Source organism: Streptomyces sp. R44 (assembly GCF_041053105.1).
GTDB lineage: Bacteria > Actinomycetota > Actinomycetes > Streptomycetales > Streptomycetaceae > Streptomyces.
The window spans coordinates 6,279,872-6,305,328 of sequence record NZ_CP163444.1; the positions used below are offsets into that span (position 1 = coordinate 6,279,872).

25 protein-coding genes are annotated in these 25,457 nt (G+C 71.8%); 14 read left to right on the forward strand and 11 right to left on the reverse strand.

Going from position 1 to position 25,457, the window contains the following annotated elements:
• Positions 1-82: 82 nt before the first annotated feature.
• The 4 genes from AB5J54_RS29250 to AB5J54_RS29265 form a co-directional block, all read right to left on the reverse strand.
• Positions 83-973: an amino acid ABC transporter permease gene (locus AB5J54_RS29250; RefSeq protein WP_369146887.1), complete on the reverse strand. Its 891-nt coding sequence runs from the start codon at positions 971-973 to the stop codon at positions 83-85.
• Positions 970-1,644: an amino acid ABC transporter permease gene (locus AB5J54_RS29255; protein ID WP_369146888.1), complete on the reverse strand. Its 675-nt coding sequence runs from the start codon at positions 1,642-1,644 to the stop codon at positions 970-972. The genes AB5J54_RS29250 and AB5J54_RS29255 overlap by 4 nt, the downstream gene beginning before the upstream one ends.
• 121 nt (positions 1,645-1,765) lie before the next feature.
• Entirely contained in the window at positions 1,766-2,587 is an 822-nt protein-coding gene (locus tag AB5J54_RS29260) for a glutamate ABC transporter substrate-binding protein (protein ID WP_369146889.1), read from the reverse strand.
• A gap of 54 nt (positions 2,588-2,641) precedes the next feature.
• Positions 2,642-3,370 (reverse strand): amino acid ABC transporter ATP-binding protein, encoded by a 729-nt coding sequence (locus tag AB5J54_RS29265; protein ID WP_369149491.1) that lies wholly within the window; start codon positions 3,368-3,370, stop codon positions 2,642-2,644.
• Between the two features lie 348 nt (positions 3,371-3,718).
• On the opposite strand from AB5J54_RS29265, the gene AB5J54_RS29270 reads away from it, so the two are divergent.
• Positions 3,719-4,432, forward strand: a complete 714-nt coding sequence (locus tag AB5J54_RS29270; RefSeq protein ID WP_369146890.1) for a response regulator transcription factor — start codon at positions 3,719-3,721, stop codon at positions 4,430-4,432.
• An 18-nt stretch (positions 4,433-4,450) separates the two neighbouring features.
• The gene (locus AB5J54_RS29275; RefSeq protein WP_369146891.1) at positions 4,451-5,845 is read left to right on the forward strand and encodes an ATP-binding protein; all 1,395 of its coding nucleotides are present in this window, start codon (positions 4,451-4,453) and stop codon (positions 5,843-5,845) included.
• An 84-nt stretch (positions 5,846-5,929) separates the two neighbouring features.
• Here AB5J54_RS29275 and AB5J54_RS29280 read toward each other — a convergent pair whose 3' ends face one another.
• The 6 genes from AB5J54_RS29280 to AB5J54_RS29305 all read right to left on the reverse strand — a co-directional run bounded on the left by AB5J54_RS29280 (position 5,930) and on the right by AB5J54_RS29305 (position 11,688).
• Positions 5,930-6,274, reverse strand: coding sequence for a hypothetical protein (locus AB5J54_RS29280; RefSeq protein ID WP_369146892.1), 345 nt, complete (start codon positions 6,272-6,274; stop codon positions 5,930-5,932).
• A 16-nt stretch (positions 6,275-6,290) separates the two neighbouring features.
• Positions 6,291-6,650 carry a hypothetical protein gene (locus tag AB5J54_RS29285; protein WP_369146893.1) on the reverse strand — a complete coding sequence of 120 codons (360 nt, stop codon included), beginning with the start codon at positions 6,648-6,650 and terminating at the stop codon, positions 6,291-6,293.
• 292 nt (positions 6,651-6,942) lie between these two features.
• Positions 6,943-7,941, reverse strand: a complete 999-nt coding sequence (locus AB5J54_RS29290; RefSeq protein ID WP_369146894.1) for a TAXI family TRAP transporter solute-binding subunit — start codon at positions 7,939-7,941, stop codon at positions 6,943-6,945.
• A 170-nt stretch (positions 7,942-8,111) separates the two neighbouring features.
• Positions 8,112-9,287, reverse strand: coding sequence for an RCC1 domain-containing protein (locus AB5J54_RS29295; protein ID WP_369146895.1), 1,176 nt, complete (start codon positions 9,285-9,287; stop codon positions 8,112-8,114).
• Between the two features lie 15 nt (positions 9,288-9,302).
• Positions 9,303-10,463: an RCC1 domain-containing protein gene (locus AB5J54_RS29300; RefSeq protein ID WP_369146896.1), complete on the reverse strand. Its 1,161-nt coding sequence runs from the start codon at positions 10,461-10,463 to the stop codon at positions 9,303-9,305.
• 13 nt (positions 10,464-10,476) lie between these two features.
• Entirely contained in the window at positions 10,477-11,688 is a 1,212-nt protein-coding gene (locus tag AB5J54_RS29305) for a sialidase (RefSeq protein ID WP_369146897.1), read from the reverse strand.
• Positions 11,689-12,346: 658 nt separating this feature from the next.
• Here AB5J54_RS29305 and AB5J54_RS29310 point away from each other — a divergent pair.
• The 3 genes from AB5J54_RS29310 to AB5J54_RS29320 are packed head-to-tail and all read left to right on the forward strand — an operon-like array spanning position 12,347 to position 15,217.
• The gene (locus AB5J54_RS29310) at positions 12,347-12,826 is read left to right on the forward strand and encodes a hypothetical protein (protein WP_369146899.1); all 480 of its coding nucleotides are present in this window, start codon (positions 12,347-12,349) and stop codon (positions 12,824-12,826) included.
• A gap of 33 nt (positions 12,827-12,859) precedes the next feature.
• On the forward strand, positions 12,860-13,813 hold the full coding sequence (locus AB5J54_RS29315) for a hypothetical protein (protein ID WP_369146900.1): 954 nt from the start codon (positions 12,860-12,862) through the stop codon (positions 13,811-13,813).
• A gap of 18 nt (positions 13,814-13,831) precedes the next feature.
• On the forward strand, positions 13,832-15,217 hold the full coding sequence (locus AB5J54_RS29320) for a hypothetical protein (RefSeq protein ID WP_369146901.1): 1,386 nt from the start codon (positions 13,832-13,834) through the stop codon (positions 15,215-15,217).
• Between the two features lie 15 nt (positions 15,218-15,232).
• Here AB5J54_RS29320 and AB5J54_RS29325 read toward each other — a convergent pair whose 3' ends face one another.
• On the reverse strand, positions 15,233-16,867 hold the full coding sequence (locus AB5J54_RS29325) for a glutamate--tRNA ligase (protein ID WP_369146903.1): 1,635 nt from the start codon (positions 16,865-16,867) through the stop codon (positions 15,233-15,235).
• A gap of 251 nt (positions 16,868-17,118) precedes the next feature.
• On the opposite strand from AB5J54_RS29325, the gene AB5J54_RS29330 reads away from it, so the two are divergent.
• The 9 genes from AB5J54_RS29330 (at position 17,119) to AB5J54_RS29370 (ending at position 25,431) form a co-directional block, all read left to right on the forward strand.
• A complete protein-coding gene (locus AB5J54_RS29330) occupies positions 17,119-18,345 on the forward strand; it encodes an MFS transporter (RefSeq protein WP_369146904.1) in 1,227 nt (408 codons plus the stop codon).
• Positions 18,342-19,259, forward strand: a complete 918-nt coding sequence (locus AB5J54_RS29335; RefSeq protein WP_369146905.1) for a TIGR03619 family F420-dependent LLM class oxidoreductase — start codon at positions 18,342-18,344, stop codon at positions 19,257-19,259. Before AB5J54_RS29330 ends, AB5J54_RS29335 begins: the two co-directional genes overlap by 4 nt.
• Before the next feature lie 39 nt (positions 19,260-19,298).
• Entirely contained in the window at positions 19,299-20,219 is a 921-nt protein-coding gene (locus tag AB5J54_RS29340) for a LysR family transcriptional regulator (RefSeq protein ID WP_369146906.1), read from the forward strand.
• Between the two features lie 157 nt (positions 20,220-20,376).
• The gene (locus tag AB5J54_RS29345; RefSeq protein WP_369146907.1) at positions 20,377-21,306 is read left to right on the forward strand and encodes a DMT family transporter; all 930 of its coding nucleotides are present in this window, start codon (positions 20,377-20,379) and stop codon (positions 21,304-21,306) included.
• A gap of 109 nt (positions 21,307-21,415) precedes the next feature.
• Positions 21,416-22,036, forward strand: coding sequence for a LuxR C-terminal-related transcriptional regulator (locus AB5J54_RS29350; RefSeq protein WP_369146908.1), 621 nt, complete (start codon positions 21,416-21,418; stop codon positions 22,034-22,036).
• Between the two features lie 40 nt (positions 22,037-22,076).
• A complete protein-coding gene (locus AB5J54_RS29355) occupies positions 22,077-22,496 on the forward strand; it encodes a 4-oxalocrotonate tautomerase family protein (protein ID WP_369146909.1) in 420 nt (139 codons plus the stop codon).
• Positions 22,497-22,662: 166 nt separating this feature from the next.
• Positions 22,663-23,415, forward strand: a complete 753-nt coding sequence (locus AB5J54_RS29360) for an arylmalonate decarboxylase (RefSeq protein ID WP_369146910.1) — start codon at positions 22,663-22,665, stop codon at positions 23,413-23,415.
• Entirely contained in the window at positions 23,412-24,662 is a 1,251-nt protein-coding gene (locus tag AB5J54_RS29365) for an FAD-dependent oxidoreductase (protein WP_369146911.1), read from the forward strand. The genes AB5J54_RS29360 and AB5J54_RS29365 overlap by 4 nt, the downstream gene beginning before the upstream one ends.
• Positions 24,631-25,431, forward strand: coding sequence for an aspartate/glutamate racemase family protein (locus tag AB5J54_RS29370; RefSeq protein ID WP_369146912.1), 801 nt, complete (start codon positions 24,631-24,633; stop codon positions 25,429-25,431). Before AB5J54_RS29365 ends, AB5J54_RS29370 begins: the two co-directional genes overlap by 32 nt.
• The last annotated feature ends 26 nt before the right edge of the window (positions 25,432-25,457 follow it).

The window sequence follows — 25,457 nt, forward strand, 5'->3', positions numbered from 1 at the left end:
GCGACGGGGTGGGCGCGGTGCGGCTGACCTGAAGTCAGTGCCGCTCCGGCCCACCCCTGTTGTCCCACGGACCCCTGCGGAGTCAGGCGCCGCTGACGGCTTCCGACTTCACGTCGGGGACTCCGGCCTGGGCCGGGAGGTTCACCGAGGGAGACTTCCTGCCCTGCCGCAGCCGCTTCTCCAGGCGGCTCGCGAGGGTGGTGAGGAGGAAGTTGAGGGCGATGTAGATCAGGGCGATGACGGTGAAGGTGGCGATCGTGTTGGCACCGTAGTTGGCCGTGATCTGGCGGTTCTGGCTGAGCAGCTCCGCGTAGCCGAGCAGGGCGCCGCCGAGCGCGGTGTCCTTCACGATGACGACGAGCTGGCTGACCAGGGCGGGCAGCATGACGGTCACGGCCTGCGGCAGCAGGACGTACAGCATGGTCTGACCCTTGCGCATGCCGAGCGCGACGGCCGCGTCGGCCTGGCCGCGGGGCAGCGAGAGCACGCCGGCCCGGACCACCTCGGCGATGACGGAGGCGTTGTAGAGAACGAGGCCGGTGACGACCGCGTACAGCGGGCGGAAGTCGGAGCTCACGGTCGTGAACTGTGCGTACACCGCGCTCGCGAACATCATCAGCAGCAGGACCGGGATGGCGCGGAAGAACTCCACCACCGCGCCCACGGGCACCCGCACCCAGCGGTGGTCGGAGAGCCGGCCGATGCCGAGGGCGGCGCCGAGCGGCAGCGCGATCAGGATGGAGAGCGCGGCGGCCTTGAGGGTCTCGACCAGGCCCGGCAGCAGGTATGTCGTCCAGACCCGGGAGTCGGTGACGAAGGGGCTCCACTTGTCCGCGTCCAGCTGGTTCTTGTCGGCCAGCGCGGTGAGAACCCACCAGGCCACCAGGGCGAGAACCGCCAGGAAGACGATCGTGTAGACGATGTTGCGCCGCTTCGCGCGCGGGCCGGGAGTGTCGTACAGGACGGAGCTCATCGCTTCACCGCCAGTCGCTTGGCCGCCCAGCCCAGGATCAGGCCGGTGGGGAGGGTGAGGACGATGAAGCCGAAGGCGAAGACCGCGAAGACGGCGAAGAGCGCGTCGGCCTCGTTCTCGATCATCTCCTTCATCAGGAACGCGGCCTCGGCGGCGCTGATGGCTGCCGCCACGGTGGTGTTCTTGGTGAGGGCGATGAGGACGTTGGCCAGCGGGGCCACCACTGCGCGGAAGGCCTGCGGGAGCACCACCAGGGTGAGGACCTGGGTGAAGCTCAGGCCCAGTGCGCGGGCGGCCTCGGCCTGACCGGGCGGAACGGTGTTGATGCCGGAGCGCAGCGCCTCGCAGACGAACGTGCCGGTGTACGCGACCAGTCCGAGGATCGCGAGCCGGAAGCCGATCGTCTGGGAGTCGTCGGCGCCGAGGGTGATGCCGAGGGTCTGGTCGAGGCCCAGCGAACAGGCCACGATGACCACGGTCAGCGGGGTGTTCCGGACGAGATTGACGTACCCGGTGCCGAAGGCACGCATCAGCGGGACGGGGCTGACCCTCATGGCAACCAGCGCGGTGCCCCAGATCAGCGAGCCGATCGCCGAGAAGAAGGTGAGTTGCGCCGTCACCCAGAAGGCGCCGAGCAGGTCGTACTGCCCGGAATCAAGAAAGTCGAACACGATGCCCCGCGCTCTCCCCTGGTGGTCGGTCGGTGTGGAGGCCGCCGCGTGGGCGGCGGCCGGTGCCGGCGTGACGGCCGCCCGTGCGCGGGGCGGCCGTCACGGCTTCGGGCGGGGTGGGTCAGCTCGCGATCTTCGGCGCGGGCTCGTACTTGTAGCCCGAGGGGCCGAAGTGCTGCTTGACGAGCTTCTCCCAGGTGCCGTCGGAGACCATCTTCTCCAGCGCCTTGTTGATCTTGCCGCGCAGGTCCTCGTCGCCCTTCTTGACGCCGATGCCGTAGTTCTCGTCGCTCATCCGGAGACCGACGAGCTTGAACTTGCCCTGGTTCTCCTTCTGCGCGGCGTAGCCCGCGAGGATGGAGTCGTCGGTGGTCAGGGCGTCCACGCGCTTGTTCTCCAGGCCGGTGAGGCACTCGGAGTAGCCGCCGAGCTGACGGAGGTCGGCCTTCGGGGCGAGCTTGTCCCGGACGTTCTGCGCGGAGGTCGAGCCGGTGACCGAGCAGAGCTTCTTGGAGTTGAGGTCCTCGACCTTGGTGATCGAGTTGTCGTCGGTGCGCACGAGCAGGTCCTGGTGGGCCAGGAAGTACGGACCCGCGAAGTCGACCTCCTTCTTGCGCTTGTCGTTGATCGAGTAGCTGGCGACGACGAACTTGACGTCACCGTTCTTGATCAGGTTCTCGCGCTCGGCGCTCGGCGCCTGCTTCCAGTTGATCTTGTCCTCGGAGTAGCCGAGCTCCTTGGCCACGTACTTGGCGACGTCGACGTCGAAACCGGCGTACGTGCCGTCCGGGGTCTTCAGGCCGAGGCCCGGCTGGTCGAACTTGATGCCGATGTTGATCTTGTCGCCGTTGCTGCCGGAGTCGGAGCCGCTGCCACAGGCGGTGGCGGTCAGGGCGAGGACGACGGCGGCCGCGGCGGCGGCGGAGACGCTGCGAAGCTTCATGGAGGAAAGTCCCTTGAGTAGGCGTGAGTTGGGAAGACTAGGTCGTGAACCCGCTCAGTGGTGAAGGATTTTGGAGAGGAAGTCCTTGGCGCGGTCGCTGCGCGGATTGCTGAAGAACTCCTCGGGAGACGCCTGCTCGACGATCTTTCCGTCGGCCATGAAGACCACGCGGTTGGCGGCGGAGCGCGCGAAGCCCATCTCGTGGGTCACGACCACCATCGTCATGCCGTCCCGGGCCAGCTGCTGCATGACCTCCAGGACCTCGTTGATCATCTCCGGGTCGAGGGCCGAGGTCGGCTCGTCGAAGAGCATGACCTTCGGGTCCATCGCGAGCGCGCGGGCGATCGCCACGCGCTGCTGCTGACCGCCGGAGAGCTGAGCGGGGTACTTGTCCGCCTGAGTGCCGACCCCGACCCGGTCGAGCAGGGCCCGGGCCTTGGTCTCGGCGGCCTTCTTCTCCGTCTTGCGGACCTTGATCTGGCCCAGCATCACGTTCTCGAGCACCGTCTTGTGCGCGAAGAGGTTGAACGACTGGAAGACCATGCCGACGTCGGACCGGAGCCGGGCGAGCTCCTTGCCCTCCGCCGGCAGCGGCTTGCCGTCGATGGTGATGGTGCCGGAGTCGATGCTCTCCAGCCGGTTGATCGTGCGGCACAGCGTCGACTTGCCGGACCCGGACGGTCCGATGACGACCACGACCTCGCCGCGGGTGATCGTCAGATCGATGTCCTGGAGGACATGCAGCGCGCCGAAGTGCTTGTTCACATCGGACAGTACGACCAGGTCGTCCGCGGTGCGCGGGGTGCCCTCGGGATCCTTGGACACTGACTCTCCGCTCATCGGCCTCTTGCTCCGTCCTCCTCGGTTGGGGAGGACACTAGAGACCCGATGTGACGAGCGTCATCACATCTGAGCGGAAATTGAGGATAACGATACGGCCGCAACCGGACACAGCGTGTGAAGGTGACGCCCTGTGCCGTACCGGGTCCATAACGGAAACGGTGACGTAACAGGGGGACACTTGACTGTGACACCCATGTTCGGTGTTCATGCCCTGGTACCACCTGGTACACAGAGAGCCGCCATCGGCGGAACCACGGAACACCACGGAACATCACGGAGGAGGTACGCATGCGACTGCTGCTCGTCGAGGACGACGACCACGTCGCCGCCGCACTCTCCGCGATCCTCGCGAAGCACGGCTTCACGGTCACGCACGCCCGCAACGGCGAGGAGGCCCTCCAGGCCGTCCTGCCGACCGCCCAGGGCGAGCGGCCCTCGTACGGAGTGATCCTGCTCGACCTCGGCCTGCCCGACCAGGACGGCTACCAGGTCTGCGGCCGCATCCGGAAGCTCACGACCACCCCGGTGATCATGGTGACCGCGCGCGGAGACGTGCGCTCCCGGATCCACGGGCTGAACCTCGGCGCCGACGACTACGTCGTCAAGCCCTACGACCCGGGCGAGCTCCTCGCCCGCATCCACGCCGTCAGCCGGCGCAACGCCGGAGCCGAGGAGGCCGCCGGGAGCGCCGGCGCCGCCGAAGCGGCCCTGCTCAGGCTCGGCTCCGTCACCATCGAGCTGCCCACCCGCAGGGTCAGCGTCGACGGCGCGAGCGTCCCGCTCACCCGCAAGGAGTTCGACCTGCTCGCACTCCTCGCCCAGCGGCCCGGCGTCGTCTTCCGCCGCGAGCAGATCATCAGCGAGGTCTGGCACACCAGTTGGGAGGGGACCGGCCGCACCCTGGAGGTGCACGTCGCCTCCCTGCGCTCCAAGCTGCGGATGCCCGCCCTGATCGAGACCGTGCGAGGCGTCGGCTACCGCCTCGTCGCCCCCGCCGCGTAACGACCGGACGGCCCCCTCGTGCGCACCCGACTCCTCCCGCTGCTCATCGTGCTGATGGCCGGCGTGCTGCTCGCCCTCGGCTTCCCGCTGGCCGCCAGCCTCGCCGCGTCCGAGCAGCAGCGGGTCGTCGTCGACCGGCTCGACGACGCCGCGCGCTTCGCCGCCCTCGCCCAGTTCGTCAGCGAGAGCAGCCCAGGCACGGACGAGCGGCAGGCCACCCTCGGCGGCGAACTCGCCAGCTACCACGACGTGTACGGCATCCGCGCGGGTGTCTTCTTCCGCGACAACCGCGCGATGGCCGCCGCCCCCGAGGACTGGGTCGTCCCGTACGACGGGGAGGGCCGGCGCGCCTTCAACGAGGCCCTGCTCGGGCGCCGCAGCCACGATCCGCCCCAGGTCTGGCCCTGGCAGGGGAACGCCCGGCTCACCATCGCCTCACCCGTCGTCCGCGACGGGGACGTCGTCGCCGTCGTCGTCACCGACTCGCCCACCGGACAGCTCCGCTCCCGCATCCTGCGCGGCTGGCTGCTGATCTTCGCCGGTGAGGCCGCCGCGATGCTGCTCGCCGTCGGCGCCGCCTTCCGGCTCACCGGCTGGGTGCTGCGACCGGTCCGCGTCCTCGACGCCGTCACCCACGACATCGCCACCGGACGCATGAACTCCCGCGTCGCCGCCACCGGCGGACCGCCCGAACTACGACGCCTCGCCCACTCGTTCAACGAGATGGCCGACAACGTCGAGGACGCGCTGGAACAGCAGCGGGCCTTCGTCGCCGACGCCTCCCACCAGCTGCGCAACCCGCTCGCCGCGCTGCTCCTGCGGATCGAGCTGCTCGCTCTGGAGCTCCCCGAGGGCAACGAGGAGATCGCTTCCGTACGCACCGAGGGCAAGCGCCTCGCGCAGGTCCTCGACGACCTCCTCGACCTGGCGCTCGCCGAGCACGCGGCGGCCGAGCTGCGGCTCATCGACGTCGGTGCGCTCACCGCCGAGCGGGTCGCGTCCTGGCGCCCGGTCGCCGAGGACAAGGGCGTCACCCTGACCGGGGAGTGCGGGGCGGTCACCGCCTGGGCGGACCCGGTTGCCCTCTCCAGCGCCCTCGACGCCGTGATCGACAACGCGCTCAAGTTCACCCCCGCCGGGGAGTCGGTCACGGTCACCGTCGTCCCGGACCGGTCGACCGTGGCCGTCGTCGTCGCCGACCAGGGGCCCGGCCTCACCGAGGAGGAGCTCGGCCGGGTCGGCGACCGCTTCTGGCGCTCGGGCCGGCACCAGAACATCAAGGGCTCGGGCCTCGGCCTCTCCATCGCGAGCGTCCTGCTGACGGCGGGCGGCGGAGGCATCGCGTACGCGCCGAACGAGCCGCACGGGCTACGGGTGACGGTCACCGTCCCGCGCATCCCGCACGACGCCTGAAGCGTGCTGCAGGCCGGGGGCGCTCCACCGGGATTCCCCTGGTGGAGCGCCACGCCTACGCCCGGCGCCCGGCCGGCTCGGGGCCTAGTAGCCGCGGGTGGTGATGCCACCCGACTTGACGATCGTGAAGGCCGGACAGAACACGTAGGACTTGCCCGAGGTCTGCCAGGACGTGGGCTCAAGAACGACGTCCTTGCCACCGAGATACGGCGTGCAGATGACGACCGCCTTGTACCGTCCGCCATTGGACTTGCTGCACGAGGCCTGCCAGCCCACCATGCCCTCGTACGAGCCCTTGTAGTAGCTGTTGGTGCATCCGGTCGGGTGTGCCGTGGCCGATGCGGGGGCTGCGGTGGCAGTGGCCGTGCCGGCGATGCCGAGGACGGCTGCAGCGGTGGCGGTGATCAGCGCCCGGTAAGACTTCTGCATCTCTGATGTGCCTTTCTCAGCTCTTGTTGGAGGAGGACGTCTCGACGCCTGCTGAAATGGTTCGGTAGGAACCGTTGCAGTAGGCGTTCGACATGCCGAACTGCCTCCAGGGGCCGCTGAACCATAAGACCTTTCCGGTCTCGGCGTCCTTGCAAATAGCCGTGGCTCGGTAGGATCCGCCGTTGTGCTTTTTGCAGCCGGCGGTGGTCATCCACACACTGACCCGCTCGTACTTGCAGTCGCTCGGGTGTGCCGTTGCTCCGGCTGCGGAAGCCGATGCGGCGGTCACCCCCGGGCCGAGCGCGAAGATTCCGGTGAGTGCGGCACCCAGTGCTGCAGTGGTAATTGATCGCCGTATGGGGGTAGCGGTCAGCAAGTCATTCCACCTGTCTTTGTGGAGAAGTATTACCTGCTTCTTCTTGGCGGCCTTTCGGCCTGACCGATCATGACCATTCCACAGCCCTTGGGGGAGGGCAATCGGATTCCTCGCGATCTGAGGATTACTTGAGCATCGATTCCCTCAAGGGTGCAATTTCGGAATGATTGGCCGAATTCCGTGAGGGTGTTTCAGGACGCACTGTGGCGCAAATCTTTCGAACGGCGTCGGTGCGTGGATCCCCGCACTCGACGCCGATGCCTTCAGAGGGCAGCCCTGAGTCCTGACAGGGTCAGGGCTTCACCGACCGGTAGTAGCGGCGGGCGCCGTCGTGGAGTTGCAGAGGCTCGGTGTAGACGGCCGTCCGCAGGTCCACCAGCTGGGCAGGGTGGACCCGGCGGCCGATGCCGTCCCGGCTCCTGATCACCGTACGGGTGAAGCCCTCCACCAGGTCCTCGTCCGCGTCCACCGTGGTGACCAGCAGGTTCGCCACCGCCAGGGTCTCGATCGGCCGGCCGTCCTGCGCCTTCGCGTACGCGTCCGCCGGGATCACCCCCGACCGGTAGTACCGGGTCGACGCCCCGACGTCGTGCAGTCGGTCGACCAGGCGGGCGTCCAGCGGGATCAGCCGGACCGGGAAGCGCTCGGACAGCTTCTGCACGGCATCGGTCGGCAGGCCGCCCGACCAGAAGAAGGCGTCGAGCTGTCCGCTCTCCAGGAGCCCGGGCATCGTGTCGATGCCGGCCGAGACCGGTTCGATGTCCCGGACGGGCGTCAGGCCGGCCGCCGCGAGGACCCGGTCGGCGATCAGCCGTACGCCTGAGCCGTCCTGGCCGACGCCGACCCGCAGCCCGCGCAGGTCCTGGACCCGCTGCAGCGAGGAGCCCTTGCGCACGACCAGCTGTACGTAGTCGTCGTAGAGCCGCGCGCAGCCGCGCAGCCGCTCGAAACCGGGCCTGCGGTCGCGCTGGTACTGGGCCACCGCGTCCGCCGTCGCGACCGTGAAGTCGGCCTCGCCGGTCGCCACCCGGGCCAGGTTCTGCTGGGAGCCCTCGCTGTCCTTGAGGGTTATCGACACCTCGGGCAGGTCCTGCGCCAGGGCGTTCTTGAGGAGCTCGCCGTACTTCTGGTAGACGCCGGTGGGGACACCCGTACTGAAAGTGACGGAGCCGCTCGGGGCGGGGGAGCCGAAGGGAATCAGCCACCACACGAGCACCGCGCACACCGCGAGCAGCGCGACCGCGACCGCCAGGAGACGGCGGCGGGCGGCACGGGTGAGCGAGGCGAGCATGCCGCGATCCTGCCAGGTCGTCGGCGTGTCTGGCCAGGCTCGGCGGTGCGGGGGCCGGATCGGGCGCATGGCGGGGCTGTGCCGGGAGTCGGATCGGTCCATGGCGGGGCGGTGTCGGAGGTCCGTGCGGGTGCGCGCACGGACCTCCGTACCTGCGAGGGGCGCCGCCGTCAGTAGGCGAAGGCGGACTTGCCCGTCATGGTCGTGGCGACCTGGGTGATGCCGCTGCCGGGCGGCAGCGCCACCGTGGTGCCGGGGGGAGTGGTGGTCGAGCCGTCGCCGAGCTGGGCCGCGGCGTTCGCACCCCAGCCGATCACCGAGCCGTCGTCCAGCGCGGCCACCGTGAAGTCGGCGCCGCCCGCGATGCTCTGCACGCCCTTGAGGCTGTCCAGGACGACCGGGGTGGTGCGGTTGGAGGCCGTGCCGTCGCCGAGCTGCTTGTCGGTGTTCTTGCCCCAGCCGGCCAGGCTGCCGTCGTCGAGGACGGCGAATCCGGACGCGGAGGTGGCGAAGATCCTCGCCACGGCGTCGAGGTAGGCGACGTCGACGGGCTTGTTGCTGTCGGTGGTGGAGTCGTTGCCGAGCTGGCCCTCGGCGCCCTTGCCCCAGGCCTTGACGATGCCGTCGGCGGTGAGCGCGAGGACGTGCTCGCAGCCCACGGAGATCGACTCGACGTCGGCGAGGTCGGGGACCTTCTGCGGGGTCTCGCGCGTGGTGTTGTTGCCGGTGCCGAGGCGGCCGTTGTCGCCCTTGCCCCAGGTCCAGACCGTGCCGTCCTGCCGGAGCGCCACGCTGAAGTCGCAGCCGGCGCCGACGTCCTTGACCTTGTCCAGGCTCTGTACGGGGATCGGTGCCTTGTAGGGGTTGGTGGTGTCCTGGCCGGTGCCGAGCTGCTTGGAGGCGTTGCTGCCCCAGGCGAGGATCCGGCCGCCCTTGACGGCGAGCACGTGGTTGAGGCCCGCGGAGACCTCGCTCACGCCGGAGAGGCCGGCGACGGACGCGGGGAAGGACTGGGCGGTGAGGGTGCCGTTGCCGAGCTGACCGGTGGCGTTGTTGCCCCAGCTCTTCACGGTGCCGTCCTTGAGGAGGGCGACGGCGAAGCCGTTGGCGGCCGCGGCGGCGCCGCCACCGCCGCCGGAGAGCTCGCGGACGTCGTCACGGGTGATGCCGGTGACGGCCGCGGGGGTCTGCTGGGCGAGGACGCTGCCGTTGCCCAGCTGCCCCTGGGCGTTCTCGCCCCAGGCGCGCACCCAGGGGTCGGTGCCGGCGGAGGCGGGGAGGGCGGAGGTGGTGAGGGCCGCGAGGGACAGGGCGGCGAGGAGGGTGGTGCGTGCGGGGAGATGCATGGGGACCTTTCGGGGTCAGTAGGCGTAGCTGGCCTTCCAGACGGTGGAGGCTGCTACGCGGGTCGTGCCACTGCCCTGGGGCAGGGCGAGGACCGGGGTGGGGGAGGCGGTGGTGGTGCCGTCGCCGAGCTGGCCGGAGCCGTTGTCGCCCCAGGCGAGGACGGAGCCGTCGTCGAGGACGGCGAGGGTGTGCTTCCAGCCGCCGGCCAGTGCACGGACGCCGCTCAACCCGGGTGCCGGGACGGGGGTGGTCCGGTCGACGGTGGTGCCGTCGCCGAGCTGGCCGGCCGCGTTCCACCCCCAGGCGCGGACGCTGCCGTCGTCGAGGACGGCGAAGTTGTGATAGCCGCCGGAGTAGATCCTCGCGACGCTGTCGAGGTGCTGGACGTCCACGGGGGACTGGCTGGAGGTCGTGCTGTCGTTGCCGAGCTGGCCGTAGCCGCCGCGGCCCCAGGCCTTGACCGTGCCGTCGGCCGTGAGGGCGACGGTGTGGTAGCAGCCGATGGCGATGGCCACGGCGTCCACCAGGTCCGGCACCTTCTTCGGTGTGTTCTGGTCGGTCGCCGAGCCGATGCCCAGCTGTCCGTCGGTGTTCCGGCCCCAGGTCCAGACCGTGCCGTCCTCGCGGAGGGCGGCGGCGTGGTAGCAGCCGGCGGCCACCTCCTTCACCTTGTCCAGGCTCTGGACGGCGACAGGGCGGGTCGTGGCCGCGGAGTCGGTGAGACCGTTCCCCAGCTGCCCGAAGGCGTTGTCGCCCCAGGCGAGCACGCGTCCGCCGCGTACGGCGAAGGCGAAGTGGACGCCTGCGGCGACCCGGGACACGCCCGAGAGGCCCGCGACGGTCGCCGGGAAGCCCTGGGAAGTGGTGGTGCCGTTGCCGAGCTGGCCGTTGGAGTTGCCGCCCCAGGACTGGACGGTGCCGTCGTTCAGCAGGGCGAGGGCGAAGGAGTTGGCGTTGTTGCCGCCGCCTCCGGCGAGCTCGCGCACGTCGGAGCGTGCGAGGCCCGGGACGGAGGACGGGGTCTGCTGGTCGAGTGTGCTGCCGTTGCCGAGCTGGCCCGCCGTGTTCAGGCCCCAGGCCCGTACCCACGGGTCTCGGGGCTCGGCGTGCGCCGGGGAGACGGCGAGGCAGAGGAGCGCGAGGCAGGCGGCGCCGCGCGCGTATGCGTACGTCATGCCGTTCACCGGCTCAGTACGCGTACGTCGTGTTGCCGCCCAGGGAGACGGCCACGTCCTTGATCGCCGAGCCCTCGTTGAGGATCTTCACCGATTCGAAGCGCGCGACCGTCGTGCCGTTGCCGAGCTGGCCCTCGCCGTTGTGGCCCCAGGCGAAGACGTCGTCCGCCGTGACCGCGACGCCGTGCCGGGCGCCCGCCGCGAGGTGCTGGACGCCCTCCAGGCGCGGGATCTCGACGGGGGCGGTGCGGTTGGTGCGGGAGATGTTGTCGCCGAAGGCCTCGTCGCCCTCCAGGAGCTGGCCGTACTGGTTGTTGCCCCAGCCCCAGACGTGGCTGTCGCTCGTCTTGACGTAGTTGTGGAAGGCGCCCGCCTCGATGTCGGAGACGCCCTCCAGCCAGTCGACGTCGACGGGGACGGTCGAGGACTTCGTGGAGGAGTTGCCGAGCTGGCCGTAGAGGTTGTAGCCCCAGGACTTGACCGTGTCGTCGGCGGTCAGCGCGAGGGCGTGGTAGCAGCCGGCGTCGATCTCCACGATGTTCTCCAGGCCCTGCACCTGCCGGGGTACGGCGCTGGTGGCGCGGTTGCCGGTGCCGAGCTGGCCGTGGATGCCGCGGCCCCAGGCGTACACCTTGCCGTTCTCCAGGAGCGCGAGGCTGAAGTCGCAGCCGGCCGAGATCTGCTTGACCTTGGGCATGCCCTGGACGCGGTCCGGGACCGTACGGCTGTCGCCGGTGCGGTTGTTGCCGAGCTGGCCGTAGGCGTTGTCGCCCCAGGAGTAGACCTGGCCGCTGGTGTCGAGGGCCAGGGCGTGCTTTCCGCCGGCCGCGATGTCCTTGATGTTGGTCAGGCGCGGGACGGTGGTGGGCACGGTCTGGTTGGTGTTGCCGCCGTTGCCGAGCTGGCCGGAGGAGTTGTGGCCCCAGGACTTGACCGTCTTGTCCGTACGGGCGAGGACGAACGAGTCGGCCGAGGACGTGCCGCCGGCCGAGACCTGGTCGACGTCGCCGCGGAAGAGGCTGGTGACCGAGGTGGGGCTGAGACTGTCGGCGAGGGTGCCGTTGCCGAGCTGGCCGGTGCGGCCGGCGCCCCAGCTCAGGACGGTCGGATTGCCCTCGTTGGCGAGCGCGAGGGGGGTCGGTGCGGCGGCGAGCGCGGCGGCGGCCGTGAGGACCGCCAGGCTTCGCAAGGGGGTACGCAGGGGACTGCGGCGTGTACGGGACATGGCTCTGCTCTCCTTCGATGGGGACATACGGGAGCGCTGCGCCCGGTCGACCGGTGGCCCCACGGGGGAAGGCGGATCGGGCGCGGGTCATGCGGACAGGCCGTGCCGGGCCGTCGGGCATGGGGCGCCCGACGGCGGGGTGCGGCGGCCGGGACGGGCCGCCGGGCACAAGATCAGACTGGCCGAGAATGATCACCGTGGCGAGCGGGACGCGATGAAACACCCGTCTGACGGACGCCCGTTCGGGGTCGCGATTCCGGGGGCGCGTTCACCTGCCGAGCACCCCTGAGGGGCGCCTTCGCGGCTGCGGCCGACGGGCCGCCGTACGGCGGCGGCCGGGGGAGTGAAGGACCCCGTCGCGTACGGCCGCCCGCCCTCTCGCCCGCACGTCGCATTCCCTACGAACGGGTGGACCGGCGGGCCCGGCGGGCGGCCGGCGAAGGACCCGGATCCGGCCCCTCGCGGCGGCCCCGAATGCGCTCCGCCGAAGCGGTGAGCGGGCCCGTCGGCACGCGCCGCGCCGTGTGTCGCGCCGGGGTGCCGGGGTGGCGCCGGTTAGCGTCGGACCACGCTCGGTGATCTTGAGGACAGTCCCCTGTCCCGCCCCTGGCGTCCCCTTCCGAGCCGCCCAACACACCCCTGTCCCAAGGGAGTTCCCATGCCTTACGTGAAGGCGCGCCGTGCCCTCGGCGTCGTCCTGCTCGCCGCTGCCCTGGCCCTGCCGGCGACCTCCGTCGCCCACGCCGAGGAGTGCAAGCCCGACGACCAGGCCTGCCTGGACAAGGAGGCCAACGCCAAGGAGGCCAAGGAGATCGAGGAGAAGCAGAAGAAGAACGACGAGGCGGCCGCCAAGGCCGACAAGGACATCAAGGCGGCCGGCGAGAAGCTCAAGGAGTGCCCGCCCGGCTCCTCCTCCTGCATGGGCAAGCTGACCGGCGGCAAGGGCGCTGACGAGGAGCAGGGCCTCAAGGACATGACCGAGACCATCTCCACGAACAAGCCCGAACCGGGGAACAACGCGGCCGAGGCCGTCACCTCGACCTGCGCGTCCTTCCCCGGCTCGCTGCCGCAGGGGTCCACCGACCCGGGACAGTCCCCCTTCCCGGTCGACCAGCTCTGCTCCCTGCTCGGCTCCTGAACACACCCACCCACCCCGAAGGGTTCCTTCGTCATGTCTCCGCGCCGTCCCCGCGCCCTCCTGCCCGTGCTCGTCCTCGGCCTCACCGCGCCGCTGACGCTGCTCGCCCCGCCCGCCGCCGCCGAAGAGGGGCCGGGCGAGACCCCGGTCCCCCGCGCCCTCACCGCCGACGGACGCCCGGCCGAGGTCGACGACGTCCTCCAGCACTGCCGGACCAAGCGCTCCGCCTGCACGTTCACGATCGACCCCAAGCTCAGCCGCGAGTACGCCACCACCGTGAAGTCGCTCGGCAACGCGGTCGTCAACTGCACCCAGAGCGACATGGCCGTCGAGCGGACCGTCACCCTCAAGACCGGCACCACCGACAACATCGGCGGCGAGATCTCCGGGCAGATCACCGCCGAGGGCACGGTCGCCGCCTCCGGCCAGGTGACCGCCAACCTCGCCAACGAGACCGCCATGGAACACAAGACGCCCCAGCTCGACAAGGGCCCCACCTCGACGAACGGCAACAAGACCACCGTCTCGGGCGGCGCGACGGCCTCCGGCTCACTCACCGCGCGGCTCGCCTTCGCGGCCGCCTTCAAAGCCACGTACTCCAAGTCCTGGACGGTCGAGAACAGCGAGCAGACCGTCTACAAGACCACCGTCCACGCGCACGACATGCTCGTCTTCGGCGCCAACGCCGCCATGAAGCGCGTGGTCGGCAGCCTCGTCGCCAAGACTGGGCAACGCATCATCGGCATCGCCGTGGACAGCCCCTCGATGGTCACCAGCAGCTCGTTCATCGCCCAGACGTACGCCGCGCCCGCCGGCGTCTGCGGCGGCACGCGGCCCCCTCAGAACACCGCCCCGACTCCGGCCCCCGGCCCCGCTCCCGCTCCCGCCCCCGGCCCCCCTTCCGCCGCCGAGGTCCCCGCCGCACGGGCGGTGCCTCCGGCCGCCGAACCCAAGCACGTCGTCGTCCTGCCCGCCGCCGCTTCCTGATCCGGGAGGAGAACCACCATGCACCGCACCACGCTCCCGGCCCTCGCCGTCCTCGGGGCCGCCGGACTGCTGCTGCCCGTCGTCCCCGCCTCGTACGCCGCACAGGCCGCCCCCGCCGAACAGGACGTCACCGTCCTCAACGGCGACTTCGCCGACCCCGTCATGAAGGGCGACGGCCCCACCACCGTCGGCCTCGACCACTGGACCGGCCTCAACCAGCGCTACTCGCCCGCCGCTTCGGGCCGCACCGACGCCTCCCACGGCGTCGCCCTCCAGAAGGACGGCAACACCCTCCGCCAGCGGCTCCGCGGGGTCCGCGCCGGGGCGAAGGTCACCGTGACCTACGAGGACAGCCCCGCGGTCTCCAAGGAGTGCACCGGCGAACAGGTCGTCGACGGCCAGCCGTACGCCGTCAGCGGCTCCGGCGGCCCCGTCCGGGAGGTCACCACCGCCGGTGACCCCGACCGGGTCAAGGGCACGCCCGGCAAAGGCCGTTGGACCGGCCGCGCCTACGTCTTCACCGCCGGCGAGAACGAGCCGGTGCTCACCTTCACCTCCCGCGTCACCGACTCCCGCACCCATGTGACCTGCTCGCCGATGATCGCCCGCATCCGCGCCGTCGAGGTGCCGCCCGCCGTCGACAAGACCGTCGACAAGACGCGCCTCGGCACCTCGGAGGCGTACAAGGGCAACGAACGGGAGAGCAGCCTCCACAACGCGGCCGCCGCCTGCAACGGCGAGAACGCCTGCACGTTCCGGCCGGATGCCCGGACCTCCTTCCGCTACTACGACAAGGCGCGGGTCGTCGGCGAGGCCTACGTCAACTGCACCCGCAACGCCCTGGAGCACAGCCGGGTCCTCTCGTACTCCGAGCGCAGCCACGACAGCATCGCCCAGACGTACGCCGACGCCGGCCTCGCCCTCCCCGAGGTGGCCCGGCTGCCCACGAGCGGCGACCCGGTGGAGGACGCCAAGCGGATCAAGGAACGCCCGATGGCCACCCAGTTCTCCCAGGCGTACGAGAAGGGCTGGCAGCGGGCCTGGCAGTGGTTCAGCGGCGACCAGAGGACGGTCGTGGAGAAGATCCAGCCGGGCGAGGTCAGCTGGGTCGAGCTGCAGCCGAGCCGCGAGCGGGTCGAGGGCTGGTTCGTCAGCAAGAAGGACGACTACCGGCTGCACGCCGTCGTCGACGGGCCCTCCCGCGCCGTCCCCGACCGGCTGCTCCAGCGCACCGGGCCCATGTCCGAGGCCGAGAAGCAGCGCTGTGCCGCCTCCCGTCCCATGACCACCACCCCGGTGGACGCGGACGCGCCCGCGAGCTCCAGCGACAAGGGGCTCCTCCGGGCGAAGGCGCCGGCGGCGCCGGGCGTCCGCGCATCGGCCCGGACCCTGCCGCTGGACTAGACGGGTCCCGCCGCCTCACCCCGCCACGGCGGTGAGGCGGCGCACCACCTCGTCCCGGCCCAGGGCGCGGGCCACGGCGACGAGGTCCGGGCTGCGGGTGGCACCCGTGAGCGCGACCCGGGCCACGTTCGCGACGACCCTCGGCGGGCCCGCCCAGCCGTCCGGGTCCCGGCGCCAGGAGGCCGTGTCCGGGGCGTGGCCGTGGCGCCCGGCGATCTCCCCGAGCTCCGCGTACCAGTCCTCCGGGGAGACGGCGGCGAACTCGGCCGCGATCTCCCGCACGCGGAGTGCGGGCAGGCCGCCGTAGCGGTCGTCCTCCGGTGCCGGTGGCCGGCCGAAGAGCTCCGCGAAGAAGAAGCCGTACCGGTCGCGGAAGCAGGACCAGCGCTCCAGGTCCTTGCGGGCCGGCGCGCCCTCCGGCCGCCCCGTGGCCACGGCCGCCAGGGCGAGCTCCTCGTGGCGGGCGAGGACGGAGGCGAGCTCGGGGTCGTACTCCTCCGCCCAGGCGAGGAGCTGCGCGTACAGCTCGCCCGGGGTGAGCGAGGCGATGAACTCCCGGCTCAACGAGTGCAGTTTGGGCAGGTCGAGCAGGGGGCCCGAGGGGCGCATGCCGTCGAGCCGGACGTCGGAGGCGAGCGCCTCGGCGGTGGGGACGTCCATGAGCCGGACGTTGGCGAGACCCCGCAGATAGTGCTGGACGGCGGCCGGGGGATAGCCGGCGGACAGGTAGTAGTCCACGGACGCCTCGGGGTCCTTGCGCTTGCTCAGCTTGCGGCGCGAGGGCCCCTCCGCCTTCATCAGCGGGGCGAGGTGCGCGTACGCGGGCGGCTCGAAGCCCAGCGCCGCGTGCAGCTGCAGATGGACCGGGGTCGAGGACAGCCACTCCTCGCCGCGCACCACGAGCGTCACCCGCATCAGGTGGTCGTCCACGACGTGCGCGAAGTGGTAGGTGGGCAGCGGCAGTTCCTCCTGCGAGGACTTGAGGAGGACGATGTCGTTGCCGTTGTCCTGCATCGTGACGGAGGCCCGGATGCGGTCCGTGAACCGCACCCGGCCGGGGAACTCGTACGGGCAGCGGAACCGCACCACGTACGGTTCGCCCGCCGCGAGCCGGCGCGCCGCCTCCTCCGGAGCGAGCGTCCGGCACGGCGCCCAGCGCCCGTAGTAGCCGAGCGGCGAGCGGCCCGCGCGCTGCTCCTCCGCGCTCCGGGCGAGCAGCTCCTTGCCGCAGAAGCAGGGGTACGCGCGGTCGCAGCGCAGCAGCTCCCGCACATGGGAGAGGTAGATCCCCCGGCGCTCCGACTGGAGGTACGGCCCCCAGGCCCCGTCCCCGGCGACACCGCCCTCGTCCGGGGCGAGCCCGAAGGCCCCGAGCAGCCGGGAGAACTCCTCCGCCGCGCCCGCGACCTGGCGGGAGCGGTCGGTGTCCTCGACGCGCAGCAGGTGCACCCCGCCCGACTGGCGGGCGAGCGCCCGGGCCACGGCCGCCGTGTAGAGGCCGCCGATGTGCAGGTGTCCGGTGGGGCTCGGGGCGAAGCGCGTGACCTCGGCGCCGTCCGGCAGGGCGCGCGGCCCGAACCGCCGCTCCCAGTCGGCCGGTTCCGGGAGATCGGGCGGGAACATCGCGTTGATGACGGACAGGTCGAGCACGGTGGACTCCCTCCTGGGGTTCCTGGAGAGCCCGGGATCCTTGCGGGGCCCGGGTTCCTGGAGAGATCCACCGTAGGCCGGTGACCGGCCGATTCGAGGGCACGAGGGCGCGAGGCTGCGGAACTCCGAACCCTCTTGGGCGTTGTGGCCCCGCGGCGGCGCCACCGATCAGTAGCGTCCCGAGGACCGTTCCGTACGCGAAGTCCTCTGCGTACGAGGACCGTTCCGTACGACGACCACAAGGGGGTGTGATGGGCGGCACGCGCGCGGTGGCCCTGCTCGCGCTCGGCTCCTTCGCCATGGGGACCGACGCCTACGCCATGGCGGGACTGCTCCCGGACATGGGCGCCGACCTGGGCGTCTCCGTCTCCCTCGCCGGCCAGTCCGTCACCGCCTTCACCCTCTGCTACGCCCTGGCCGCGCCGCTCTTCTCGGCCGTGCTCGCCCGCTGGGGCACCCGTACCGTCCTCGTCACCGCGCTGGTCGTCTTCATCCTCGCCAACTCCGGGACGGCGCTGGCCGGTTCGTACGCCGAACTGCTCGGCACCCGGGCCCTCGCCGGCGCCGGAGCCGGCCTCTTCACCCCGGCCGCCGCCACCGCCGCCGTCGCGCTCGTCCCGCCCGAACGCCGCGGGCGCGCCCTCGGCCTGGTCCTCGGCGGGATGAGCGCGGGCACCGTGCTCGGCGTGCCGCTCGGGCTGCTCGTCGCGGCCGGCTCCGGCTGGCGGGCCGCCCTCTGGCTGATCACCGCGCTCGGCCTCGCCGCGCTGCTCGGCGTCGCGACGGCCCTGCCGCCCGTACGGGGAGCCGCGGCGCCCTCGCTGCGGGACCGGTTCGGCGCCCTCGCCCGGCCCCGGGTCGCCGTGGTCGTCACCGTCACCTTCACCCAGACCGTCGCCAGCCTCGGGCTCTACACCTACCTCGAACCCGTCCTGCACCGCGTCGCCGAGGTGGACAGCGCCGTGCCGTACCTGTGGGTCTGGGGCATCGGCGGGGTCTGCGGCAGCTTCCTCGCCGGGACCCTCGTCGACCGCACCGGGCAGCCCGCGCGCCTCGCCGTCACGCTCCTCGGCATCCTCGGCGGCGCCCTGGCGCTGCTGCCGTGGACCGGCGCCGTACCCGGCCTCGTCCTGCTGCCCCTGCTCGTCTGGGGCGCGGTCGGCTGGGCCTTCGTCGTCCCCCAGCAGCACCGGCTCCTCGCCCAGGACGGCGGCGCCGCCGCCGTCGGCCTCAACAGCTCCGCCACCTACCTCGGCGGCGCCGCCGGCTCCGCCCTCGGCGGCCTCGCCCTCGCCCACGGGCTCGACGCCCGCCTGCTCCCGCTCCTCGCCGCCGGGGCCGCGCTCGCGGGAGTCCTCTTCCACCTCACCGTGGCCGGCCGCCTCACCGGGCCCGCGCCGCACCTCCCGGACACCGCCCACGGGGCCGGAGCCGCGGACACGACCGCGGCCGAGACCCCCGAAAGGAACGCCTCATGAAATTCGGCGTCAATCTGCCGAACTACGGCCCCGAAGCCACACCCGACGCCCTCGCCGACTGGGCGCTGCGGGTCGAGGCGATGGGCTACCACTACGCCATGGTCTCCGACCACGTGGCGCTCACCCCGGACGTCCAGCACCTCTTCCCCGCCCCGTTCTACGACCCCTTCGCGACCCTCGCCTGGCTCGCCGGGGTCACCAGGACGGTGGGGCTCGGCACGACCGTGACGATCCTTCCGTACCGGCATCCCGTGCACACCGCGCGCGTCGCCGCCAACATCGACCGGTTCAGCAACGGCCGGCTCGTGTTCGGCGCGGCCGCCGGCTGGGCCGCCCGGGAGTTCGCCGTCCTCGACGTGCCCTACCGCAAGCGCGGTGCCATCAGCGACGAGTACCTCGCCGCCATCAAGGCCTGCTGGGCCGACGAGGTCGCCTCCTTCGACGGCGCCCACGTCTCCTTCCGCGAGGTCCACACCGGGCCGCTGCCCGTGCAGCGGCCGGGACCGCCCGTCTGGGTCGGCGGCCACAGCTACGGGGCGCTGCGCCGCGCCGTCCGCCTCGGCGACGCCTGGCACCCCACCTCCGTCTCCGGCGACTGGCTCCTCGGCGTGGGACTGCCCACGCTCCGCCAGGTCGCCGAGGAGCAGGAACTCCCCGTGCCAGACGTCTGTCCCCGGATCAAACTGCGGGTCACCCCACGGCCGCTGGGCCCGGGCAGGCTGCTCGGCGAGGGCACCCGGGCGCAGATCGCCGACGACCTCGGACTCCTCCAGGACCTGGGCGCGGCCGCCGTCGTCCTGGACCCCACCTACCCGGGCGACCGGCGGGAGGCGGGCCGCACCGCGCGGGACCTCGACGTCCTGGAGACACTGGTCAAGGAGGTCATCGACGTGGACGCCGGCTGCGTACGATGACGAGACGATGAGGGGCCTCACGGGGAGGGAGTGCGGGACGTGGCCGATCTGGACCTGCGGAAGCTGCGCGTGCTCAGAGAGCTCAGCGAGCGCGGCACCGTCAGCGCGGCCGCCCAGGCCCTCCACCTCACCCCACAGGCCGTGTCCCAGCAGATCAGCGCCCTGGGGCGGGAGTTGGGCGTCCAGCTCACCGAACCGTCCGGGCGCCGGCTGCGCCTCACCGGCGCCGCGCGGATCGTGCTCCGCCACGCCGACGCCGTGTTCACCCAGGTCGAGCAGATGCGTGCCGAGCTCGCCGCGCACGAGAGCGGCGAGCGCGGCGAGGTGGCGGTGGCCGGCTTCTCCACCACCCTCTCGGCGCTGATCCTGCCCGCCGTGGCCCGGCTGCGGGAGACCCGGCCGCTGCTGCGGACCTCACTCGCCGAGATCGACCCGCCCGAGAGCTTCTCCCTGCTCCACCGCGGGGGGACGGACGTCGTCATCTCCGCGGACACCGCGCACCATCCGGGAGCGCTGGGCGAGGACCCGCGCTTCCACCGCGTCGCGCTCTGCGACGACCCCTTCGACATCGCCCTGCCTGAGGGCCACCGGCTCCTCGACAGCCCCCGGCTGCTCCTCGCCGACCTCGCCGAGGAGACCTGGATCTTCGCGACGACCGGCATGTGCCACGACATCGGCGTCGCCGCCTGTACGGCCGCCGGGTTCACCCCGCAGGCCTCCCACGCCATCGGCGACTGGGACGCCACCCTCGCGGCGGTGCGGCTCGGCCTCGGGGTCGCGCTCGTCCCGCGGATGGCCAAGCCGGCGCCGCGGCCCGAGGTGACGATCCGCGCGTTCAGCGAGCGGGCCCCGTCCCGCACGGTCTTCGCGGCCGTACGGGAGGGCAGCCAGACCTCCCCGGAGATCGCCGCCGTCCTGGACGCGCTCCGCACCGTGGCCCGGGCGGCCGTAGCCGCCTGACCAGGCGGAACGCGATTCGCCACGGCTCGTGGACGGTACCGTCCACGAGCCGTTGCTGGACCCGCCCGGCAGCCGCTGCGAGGCTCGTTCCCGTACCGCGGACCCGTTCGCGCGTCCCCTTCTTCTCCCCTTGTCCTCTCCTGGAGCGGGAACACCCATGTCCAAAGCCACCTACGCGCGGCTGGCCGCGCTGAGCCTCATCTGGGGCTCCGTCTTCCTGTGGATCAAGATCGCCGGATACGGCTTCTCCCCCGTGCAGATGGTGCTCGTCCGGCTCGCCCTCGGCGCCGTCGTGATCCTCGCCATCGGCTACGCGAAGGGGCTCCGGCTGCCCAAGGAGCCCGCCACCTGGGGGCATCTGGCGGTGGCCGCGCTCCTCGGCAACGCCGTCCCCTGGACCCTGTACGCCGAAGGCGAGATCGAGGGCTCCAGCAGCGTCGCCGCCGTCGTCAACGGCAGCGCGCCGATCTGGACCCTGGCCGCCGCGCTCCTCCTCGGCCAGGAGAAGCGGGTCTCCGGCTACAAGGCCGGCGGTGTGCTGCTCGGCCTCGGCGGCACCGCGCTCATCGCCTCCCCCTGGAACTCGGCCTCCGCGGGCACCGGTTGGAGCATCCTCTGCTTCGTCCTCGGCTCGATCAGCTTCGGTGCCAGCTTCGCGTACATGGGCAAGTTCCTCGTGGGCAAGGGCATTCCGCCGCTGATGCTGGCCGGCGGACAGCTCAGCGTGGCGACCGTGCTGCTCCTCGCCGCCTTCCCGTTCCTCGGCCTCCAGGCCGTGACCTGGCGCACCGACTCGGTGATCTCCGTTCTCGTCCTCGGCGTGGTCTGCACCGGCTTCGCCGCGCTGCTCAACTTCGAACTGATCATCAAGGACGGGCCCACCGTGGCCTCCACCGTCACCTACCTCATGACCGCGGTGGCCGTGGTGCTCGGTGCCCTCGTGCTGCGCGAGCCGCTCGGCTGGACCGTGTGGCTGGGCGCCGTGGCCGTGCTCGCCGCCACCGGACTGCTGCGCCGCAAGCCCCGCCCGGCGCCCGAACCGGCTCCCGAGGCCGCCCCCGTACCGACACCCGCGGCGGCCGATTAGCCGAGCGCCGCAGGAACCCATGAAATGCCGGGCCGCCGTCCGCAACATTGTGTTCATTCAATGGGCGGGCGGTGGATGGTAGCGTCACAAGTGGAAACACCCGGCCTTAATGGGGGAGTCGCACGTGGCTTTTGTGGTCGAACTCGTTTTCCGTGGCAGTGAGACGGACCGGTTGAGTTTCGGAGAGGCTCACCGGGCCTACTGGAAAAGAATGGCCGCGCGCGGCATCCTGCTCGGCGGCGGACCATGGCGGGACGGCACCGGGGAATTCCTCGTCTGCGAGGCACCCGACCGCCGCACACTCTTACGGGTCCTGTACGCCGACCCGTACGCACAGGCGCAGGTCGTCGGCGAACTGCGGGTCCGGGAATGGAACGCCGTCATGGGGCACGTGGTGCTCGCCGGCCTCGAGCGGTCCATCGGCGGGGCCGGGACCCACGAGCGAATACGCGGGGGCGTGCCGGCCTCCCTCACGCCACCCACCCCTCCGGGCGCGCGCGAGGAGCCGACCGCCCCGCCGGGCGCCCGAGAGGAGCTCACCGCCCACGAGCGGCGCATCGCCACGATGATGCTCGACGGCCTGACCAACAAGCAGATCGCCGAGTCCTTCACGGTCTCCACCCGGGCCGTGGAGCTGCACATCACCCGGATCTACCGGAAGCTCGACATCCGCAGGCGCGCCCAGCTGGCCGCTGCCATCGACCGCTTCGAAGCCGCGCTGGCCTGCTGATCCACACCTCCTGACGCACACACCGATGATGGGAGTCACCATGCCTCTGGTCGAGATGACCGTTCCCGAGGGCACCCTGTCCGAGGCCGCCGCGGAGGTCCTGCAGCAGCAGGTCGCCGACTCCGTGCTCACGGCCATGGAGCTGCCGCACACCGAGTTCTTCGCCGCCGCGACCTGGGTGTACGTCCGCGAGGCCGCCAAGGGGCTCGCGACCACCGGCGCCGGCCGGCCCCCGGGCGTCCTGGTCGTCGTCACACCCCTGGAGGGCTTCCTCACCCCCGAGCGGAACGAGGCGCTGTCCGTCGAGGTCACCCGGCACGTGCACGCGGCGACCGGCCCCGACACCGTCGTCTGGCTCGTCGTGAACGAGATCCCGGAGGGGAACTGGGCCGTGAACGGCGGACTCACCCGCCGCGCGAAGATCGACGAACTCGTCGCCGAGGCGGCCCGGGCGAGCTGAATTCCATATTCCTGTCGGCGGCGCCGCACCGTATTCACGGTGCGGCCCCGTTCGCATTTCCGGAACCGGGCGCACCGCAAAGGGGTGCGGATTCCCGTATCGAAGTACGGCTCACCCGGCCCGTACGGTGATGTCAATGGCACCGACGGATGGGAGAGACTCGTTCATGGCTCTGCAATCGGCGCCGCGACTCGGTGTGGTGGTTCCGTCCGGGAACGCCGCCGCCGAACCCGAGATCGGCAGCCTCGTGAACCCCGCATTGAATGTCCACACATCACGATTCCCGGTGCTTCCCGGAAAAGACCTGCGCGGTCGTCTGGAGAAGTACAACGACGTGCTTCCCGAAGTGCTCGGGAATTTCGGCGGACTGCGTCTCGACGCGGCCGTCGTCTCCTGCACCGGTTCGCACTACCTCCTCACCCCCGAAGGCGACCGCGCGCTCTGCGCGGAGCTCTCCGAGCGCCTCGGAGCGCCCGTACGGTCCGCCGCCCTGGCCATCCTCGACACCGCGCGGGCCGTGGGCGCCGAACGGCTCGTCCTGATCTCGCCGTACGAGCCCTGGCTCACCGAACTCTCGCACGCCTACTGGGAGTCGGCCGGACTCAGGGTCGACCGGATCGTCAAGATCCGGGCCGGCGCGCGCTTCTCCCCGTACGACGTCACCACCGAGGAACTCGTCGCCCAGGTCCGGGAGGCCGAACTTCCCGAGGACGCGGCCCTGTTGTTCACCGGCACCGGCATGTTCACCTTCGACGCGCTCGCCGAGCTCGGCCGCGACAGCGGACGCACCCTGCTCACCTCCAACCTGGCGAGCGCCTGGTGGGCCCGCGACACCCTCGGCCTCCCGGCCGAAGGACCGGACGCCCACCCGCTGCTCCGCCGGCTCGCGGAGCGGGCCGCCGCCGTGGCCGTGTCGTGAGCGGCCGCGCGACGCCCCACGGGCCGGTCGCCGTCGTCGGCGCCGGGCCGGTGGGCCTGACCGCCGCCCTCGTCCTCGCCCGCGCCGGGATCCCGGTGACCGTTCTGGAGTCCAGGAACGAGCTGGCCACCGAGTCCCGCGCCTCCACCTTCCACCCCGCGACCCTCGACCTCCTCGACGAACTCGGCGTCGCGGCCGCCCTGCGCGTCCAGGGCCGCACCGTCGACCGCGTCCAGTGGCGCGACCTGGACGGCGCGGTCCACGCCGAACTGGACTACGGACTGCTCGCCGGACACACCGGCCACCCCTACCGGCTCCACGTCGAACAGGCCCGGCTCACCCCGCTGCTGCTCGACGCGCTCACCGCGACCGGCCTCGCCGACGTACGGTTCGGGGCCACCGCCACCGGCGCCACCGAGACCGGCGGCGGGGTGCGGCTGCGCACCGAGGACGCGGCCGGGCGGGCGACCGTCGGCCACCACCCGTACGTCCTGGCGGCCGACGGCAGCCGCAGCCGGCTCCGCGAGCTCGCCGGACTGCCCGGCACGGCCGAGGAGTACCCCGACTACGCGCTGCGCGTGGTCACCGACTCCCCGCTCGACGAACTGCTCCCCGGGCTCGCCCCGCTGGCCTACGTCCGCGACCCCCGTGGCTCGTTCAGCGCGCTCGGGATGCCCGACCACTGGCGGCTCATCTTCCGCATCCGGCGCGGGACGCCCCGCGACGAGGTGCTCGCGCCCGAGGCCGTCCGCGCCCGGGTCGAGCAGGCCCTGCCGGGCGCCGCGGGACGGGCCGTGCGCATCACCGACGCGCACACCTACCGGCTCGCCCGCTTCCTGCTGCCGGCCTACCGGGCCGGCCGGGTGCTGTTCGCCGGGGACGCGGCCCACCTCACCTCCACCGCCGGCGGCCTCAACATGAACTGCGGGATCCACGACGCCGTGGAGACCGGCCGGGCCCTCGCCGCCGTCCTGCACGGCGGCACCGGGGACGAGGCCCCGCTCGACGCGGCCCTCGCGCGCCGCCGCTCCATCGTCGAGACGGCGGTCCTCCCGCGCAGCGAGGCCCGCACGGCCGGCCTCGACAGCCCCGCCGAACTCCTCGCCCGGATCGCCGGCCTGCGGCGCACCGCCGCGGACCCCCGCGCCGCCACCGACTACCTGCTCAAGGCATCACTTCTCGACGTCGCACCACGACCCCTGAAAGGTGACGCACATGCGGATCTGGTTTCACAAGCACACCGTTGAGGGACGCCTGCCGCTGCTCGACCAGTGGTACCGCGAACACCTCGACGCGATCGCCGCACCCGGCACCACCGTCGACATCAAGACCCTGCCGGCCGACACGTACCCCGACCGCACCCCCTTCGGCCTCGTCGGCCACCACTCCGCCCAGGTGCTCTTCAGCCGCCACTTCTCCGAGTCCGCGCTCGTCGCTGAGCGGGAGGGCTACGACGCCTGGGTGATCGCCGCCGGCCAGGACCCCGGCCTGCGCGACGCCCGCCACCTCGCCTCCATCCCGACCCTCGGCTACGGCGAGACGGCCTTCTTCCTCTCGGCGCTCACCGGCCAGCGCTTCGGCGTCCTCGGCTTCATGCCGCCCCTGGAGGAGCCGATCAGGGCCAACATCCGCCAGTACCGCCTGGAGTCCTCGCTCAGCTCCTACGAGGTCGTGCCCGGCGGCTGGGACTCCGTGCACCGCTCCCTGGAGGGCGACTTCGACGAGTTCGTCGAGGTGTACTCGGCGGCCGCCCTGCGCGCCGCAGAGGCCGGGGCCGAGGTCATCATCCCCGCCGAGGGCATCCCCAACGAGATCCTCTGGCACCTCGGCATCCACGAGCTCCACGGCCTGCCCGTGATCGACCCCGCCGGACTCGCCGTGAAGCTCGCGGAGACCCTCGTCCAGCTCGGCGAGCTGAAGCTCTTCCAGCGCAGCGGCCACGGCTACTGGTTCAGCCGCCCCGACGAGCCCGTCGCCAAGCACCTGGAGCAGGTCTTCCTCGGCTCGGCCCTCTAGGAGATGCCGTGTCCGCAGGACCGGCC

Bases quoted from the DNA above. Each gene is read 5' to 3' on its own strand.
- AB5J54_RS29250 (WP_369146887.1), bottom strand. From the start codon at position 973: ATGAGCTCCGTCCTGTACGACACTCCCGGCCCGCGCGCGAAGCGGCGC.
- AB5J54_RS29260 (WP_369146889.1), bottom strand. From the start codon at position 2,587: ATGAAGCTTCGCAGCGTCTCCGCCGCCGCCGCGGCCGCCGTCGTCCTC.
- AB5J54_RS29270 (WP_369146890.1), top strand. From the start codon at position 3,719: ATGCGACTGCTGCTCGTCGAGGACGACGACCACGTCGCCGCCGCACTC.
- AB5J54_RS29280 (WP_369146892.1), bottom strand. From the start codon at position 6,274: ATGCAGAAGTCTTACCGGGCGCTGATCACCGCCACCGCTGCAGCCGTC.
- AB5J54_RS29290 (WP_369146894.1), bottom strand. From the start codon at position 7,941: ATGCTCGCCTCGCTCACCCGTGCCGCCCGCCGCCGTCTCCTGGCGGTC.
- AB5J54_RS29295 (WP_369146895.1), bottom strand. From the start codon at position 9,287: ATGCATCTCCCCGCACGCACCACCCTCCTCGCCGCCCTGTCCCTCGCG.
- AB5J54_RS29300 (WP_369146896.1), bottom strand. From the start codon at position 10,463: ATGACGTACGCATACGCGCGCGGCGCCGCCTGCCTCGCGCTCCTCTGC.
- AB5J54_RS29305 (WP_369146897.1), bottom strand. From the start codon at position 11,688: ATGTCCCGTACACGCCGCAGTCCCCTGCGTACCCCCTTGCGAAGCCTG.
- AB5J54_RS29310 (WP_369146899.1), top strand. From the start codon at position 12,347: ATGCCTTACGTGAAGGCGCGCCGTGCCCTCGGCGTCGTCCTGCTCGCC.
- AB5J54_RS29315 (WP_369146900.1), top strand. From the start codon at position 12,860: ATGTCTCCGCGCCGTCCCCGCGCCCTCCTGCCCGTGCTCGTCCTCGGC.
- AB5J54_RS29320 (WP_369146901.1), top strand. From the start codon at position 13,832: ATGCACCGCACCACGCTCCCGGCCCTCGCCGTCCTCGGGGCCGCCGGA.
- AB5J54_RS29330 (WP_369146904.1), top strand. From the start codon at position 17,119: ATGGGCGGCACGCGCGCGGTGGCCCTGCTCGCGCTCGGCTCCTTCGCC.
- AB5J54_RS29335 (WP_369146905.1), top strand. From the start codon at position 18,342: ATGAAATTCGGCGTCAATCTGCCGAACTACGGCCCCGAAGCCACACCC.
- AB5J54_RS29345 (WP_369146907.1), top strand. From the start codon at position 20,377: ATGTCCAAAGCCACCTACGCGCGGCTGGCCGCGCTGAGCCTCATCTGG.
- AB5J54_RS29350 (WP_369146908.1), top strand. From the start codon at position 21,416: ATGGGGGAGTCGCACGTGGCTTTTGTGGTCGAACTCGTTTTCCGTGGC.
- AB5J54_RS29355 (WP_369146909.1), top strand. From the start codon at position 22,077: ATGCCTCTGGTCGAGATGACCGTTCCCGAGGGCACCCTGTCCGAGGCC.
- AB5J54_RS29360 (WP_369146910.1), top strand. From the start codon at position 22,663: ATGGCTCTGCAATCGGCGCCGCGACTCGGTGTGGTGGTTCCGTCCGGG.
- AB5J54_RS29370 (WP_369146912.1), top strand. From the start codon at position 24,631: ATGCGGATCTGGTTTCACAAGCACACCGTTGAGGGACGCCTGCCGCTG.